This window comes from Bradyrhizobium sp., from assembly GCF_019244115.1.
Classification (GTDB): Bacteria; Pseudomonadota; Alphaproteobacteria; order Rhizobiales; family Xanthobacteraceae; genus Bradyrhizobium.
Genome location: NZ_JAFATE010000906.1, coordinates 1 through 4,082, shown reverse-complemented (window position 1 = coordinate 4,082; position 4,082 = coordinate 1). Strand labels below are relative to the sequence as shown.

Sequence of the window (4,082 nt, the reverse complement as noted above, 5' to 3'; positions counted from 1 at the left end):
TGATGGCCACGGCAAGCCCGAGCGCATCGCTCACCCGTTTCTCCAGCGCGGCCGTGTCGGCGTCCTTCGTCTTGGTGGCGGCGCCGCGTGGCTTCTGCGGCTTGCGTTCCGGTACGCCCTCGACATGCGCGAGCTGCTCGGCCTGACGAACGTTGAGCCCCTCCTCCACGATCTTCTTGGCGGCGGCGAGCGGATCCGGCACGCCGATCAGTGCGCGCGCGTGTCCGGCCGACAACTGGCCTGACGCGATCAGGGCTTGCACCTCGGCCGGCAGTTTCGTCAGCCGCATCGTGTTGGCGATGTGGCTGCGGCTCTTGCCGACGATCTTTGCGATGTCTTCCTGGCTGCGGTTGAACTCGTTCGCGAGCGCGTGATAGCCCTGCGCCTCTTCCAGCGGGTTGAGATCTTCGCGCTGCACGTTCTCGACGATCGCGATCTCCAGTGCGTCACTGTCGGAGACGTCGACCGGCACGATCGGCACCTCGTGCAGACCGGCGGCCTGCGAGGCGCGCCAGCGCCGCTCGCCCGCGATGATCTCGAAACGATCCTGCGCGCCCTTCACCGGCCGCACTACGATCGGTTGAATCACACCGTGCTGCTTGATCGACGCGGTGAGTTCGCCGAGCTCGGCATCGGAAAAGGTGCGCCGCGGATTGCGCGGATTGGGCTTCAAGAATTCGATCGGCACCTTGCGCTGATTGCGCGGCCGCTCGACATGCTGGGCCTCACGGCCGACATCGCCGATCAGGCTCGCAAGCCCCCTGCCCAGACGCGAACGCGCTTCGTCAGCCATCGCCGACTCCTTTGGACTCAAAGTGACGCGCTCCTGTACTTGCTTCTGTCGCATTTCCCGTGCACCGCCTGCGCCGCAGCAAAACTGATTCCAGTTTCATGCGGGAGCTGATGATCCGGGATAGCTGGTGCGACAGGTGTATCATGGTTGAGGAATCCGGATCGATTTGCTGTGCGGTCCGGAACGACGTGGCGGCGATTAATGTGTGCGCAGTTCGCGCTCGCGCTGGATCACCTCGGTGGCGAGCTTCAGATAGGCTTCGCTGCCGACGCAGCGAAGATCATAGACCAGCACCGGCTTGCCGTAGGATGGCGCTTCCGAAATGCGCACATTGCGCGGGATCATGGTGTTGTAGACCTTGCTGCCCATGAACTGGCGCACGTCGGCGACGACCTGGTTCGACAGGTTGTTGCGCGAGTCGAACATGGTCAGCACGATGCCGTGGATCGACAGATTCGGATTGAGCGTGGAGCGCACCTGCTCCACGGTCTGCAAAAGTTGCGACAGACCTTCGAGCGCGAAGAACTCGCACTGCAGCGGCACCAGGATCGCATCGGACGCAGCCATCGCATTGACGGTGAGCAGGTTCAGCGACGGCGGACAGTCGACGAGCACATAAGTATAGTCGTTGCCTGGCTCGACCTTCTCGTTCACGCCCGCGATTGCATCGCGCAGACGGAATGCGCGTCCCGCCGTCGCGCCAAGCTCAAGTTCGAGACCGGAAAGATCCATGGTCGAGGAGGCGATGTGCAGACGCGGTACGGCGGTTGCGACCACCGCCTCGCGCAAATTCGCCTCGCCGATCAGCACGTCATAGGTCGAGCAGTTGCGATTGCGCCGGTCGATACCGAGCCCGGTCGAGGCGTTGCCCTGGGGATCGAGATCGACGATCAGCACGCGCTCGCCGATCGCGGCCAGTGCCGTCCCGAGATTGATCGCGGTCGTGGTCTTGCCAACGCCGCCCTTCTGGTTTGCAAGCGCCAGGATGCGCGGACGACCATCCGGCGGCGACACGCTACCTCCTTGATAAAGCTGATCAATTACAGTCATGACAGGTCGCCAATGGTTTGTCCTGGATTTAAGATCGCCGTTCGATCCGGTCTACCTCGACGATCCAGCCTCCTCCGCCGGTGCGGCTGGAATGGAGAAGCGTTCGAATAGTCCAATACTTAGTGGCTTCGGTCAACTCTGCGTCAACATCTTGGCCCTTCAGAAACAGCGCTTTTGCGCCCTTTCTGACAAGCGGCTCCGCAAAGCCGAGCAACAAGTTTAACGGAGCGAGCGCCCGAGCGGTCACGCAATCGATTCGGTCTTCGATCGTATCCACAATATTCCCGATCTCCGACAAATGCACGACGCCTGGCGATGATGTCACGCGAATCGCTTCGCGCAGAAAAGCGGCCTTCTTGACATTGCGCTCGACCAGATGGACCACTGCGCCGCGTCGTTCGGCCAGGGCGCAAGCCAGCACCACACCGGGAAAACCCCCGCCGCTGCCGAGGTCCATCCAGCGTCGCGCGGCCGGCTGCAGCTCGAGCAGCTGCAGCGAGTCAGAGACGTGTCGGGTCCAGAGATGAGGGAGCGTCGATGGCGCGACAAGATTGGTCTTGCTCTGCCACTGGCCGAGCAGGTCAATGAACCGGTCGAGGCGCTGCTCTGTTTCATGTGAAACGGGCGTCAGCGCGAGTGCGGCGGATTTGTCGGCTGCGGTCTCTAGAGACGCCTCTCCAGCCCCAGAGGTGAGTCTCCCATTCTGACCGGTATCGGCTTTTTCGATTCGCGGCGCCGAGCGGGAGGGCGTTTTAGTAGCACTCACCGCACGCTCCAGCGATCAAGCCGGAGTTCGACCTCCGGACGCCTGAAGGGTCCCAGAGAGCCGGAGCGAAGTCTGGCTTGTTTCACGTGAAACGCCCTTTACCCGCCACCGATGACTTGCGTCGCGCTTCCCGCCGCAAATACGCTGCGAGAATCCCAAGCGCCGCCGGTGTCATTCCGTCAATTCGGCTCGCCTGCCCCACGGTCCATGGCCGCGCCGCTGTCAGCTTGGCCCGGACTTCGTTCGACAGACCCGGCACCAGGCCATAGTCCACATCACTGAGAACCAGCCCTTCATCCCGGCGGAAAGCCTCGACATCAGTCGCCTGCCGCCGGGCATAGACGTCGTATTTGGCCTCGATCTCGAGATGGCCGGCGATGCCTGGTTCGATGGCCGATAGCTCCGGCCAGATCGAACGCACCTGGGCCCAGCCGATCTCGGGATAGGCGAGGAGCTCAAAGGCCGAGCGACGCTGACCATCCTTGTTCAGGGACAGGCCGTACCGCGCAGCTTCGGTGGGTGTGAGGTTCAACGACTTTGCCAGCACCTTTGCGGCATCCAGCGCAGCCATCTTGGCCCGGTGCCTCTCGTTCCGAGCGGCGCCGACGCAGCCGAGTGCGATGCCCTTGTCAGTCAGGCGCTGGTCGGCATTGTCGGCCCGCAGCGTGAGCCGATACTCGGCGCGCGAGGTGAACATCCGATAGGGTTCGGTGATCCCGCGCGTGACAAGATCATCGATCATGACACCGAGATAGCCATCGGCCCGGTCGAACACGATTGGAACCGTGCCGCCAGCGACGAGTGCCGCATTGATCCCGGCCACGATGCCCTGCGCCGCGGCCTCTTCATATCCGGTCGTGCCATTGATCTGTCCGGCCAGGAAGAGCCGCGGCAGCCGCTTGGTCTGCAGGGTCGGATCGAGCTCGCGCGGATCGACGTGGTCGTATTCGATGGCGTAGCCGGGCCGGATCATCCGCGCCTTTTCGAGGCCGGGAATGGTCGCGACGATGCCGAGCTGGACCTCCTCCGGCAACGAGGTCGAGATCCCGTTCGGATAGACCGTGCTGTCCTCCAGTCCCTCCGGCTCCAGAAAAATCTGGTGACCGTCGCGATCGCCGAAGCGGATGATCTTGTCCTCGACCGAGGGACAGTAGCGCGGGCCGGTGCTCTTGATCTGCCCGGAATATATCGGCGAGCGATGGACATTGGCCCGGATCAGATCGTGCGTGGCGGCCGTGGTCCGGGTGATGCCGCACTGAATCTGGGGCGTCGTGATGCGCTCAGTCAGGACGGAGAAGGGTTCGGGCGGATCATCCCCGGGCTGCATCTCGACGCTGGCCCAGTCGATCGTCGTGCCGTCCAGGCGTGGCGGCGTGCCGGTCTTGAGCCGTCCGAGGACAAATCCGGCGCGCTCAAAGGACTTCGAAAGACCCATCGCAGGAGCCTCGCCAACCCGGCCGGCCGGCCAATTCT

At 63.3% G+C, this 4,082-nt stretch carries 4 protein-coding genes; all 4 read right to left on the bottom strand.

Features of this window, described 5'->3' with window-relative positions:
- Positions 1–793 (bottom strand): ParB/RepB/Spo0J family partition protein (locus tag JOZ76_RS37620; protein ID WP_291706424.1); only part of this gene is annotated, 793 nt, incomplete at its 3' end.
- A 198-nt stretch (positions 794–991) separates the two neighbouring features.
- On the bottom strand, positions 992–1,843 hold the full coding sequence (locus tag JOZ76_RS37615; protein WP_291706423.1) for a ParA family protein: 852 nt from the start codon (positions 1,841–1,843) through the stop codon (positions 992–994).
- Positions 1,844–1,871: 28 nt separating this feature from the next.
- Positions 1,872–2,474, bottom strand: coding sequence for a 16S rRNA (guanine(527)-N(7))-methyltransferase RsmG (rsmG, locus tag JOZ76_RS37610; RefSeq protein WP_291706425.1), 603 nt, complete (start codon positions 2,472–2,474; stop codon positions 1,872–1,874).
- A gap of 217 nt (positions 2,475–2,691) precedes the next feature.
- The coding region (gene mnmG / locus JOZ76_RS37605) for a tRNA uridine-5-carboxymethylaminomethyl(34) synthesis enzyme MnmG (protein WP_291706422.1) at positions 2,692–4,082 on the bottom strand (1,391 nt) is incomplete at its 5' end.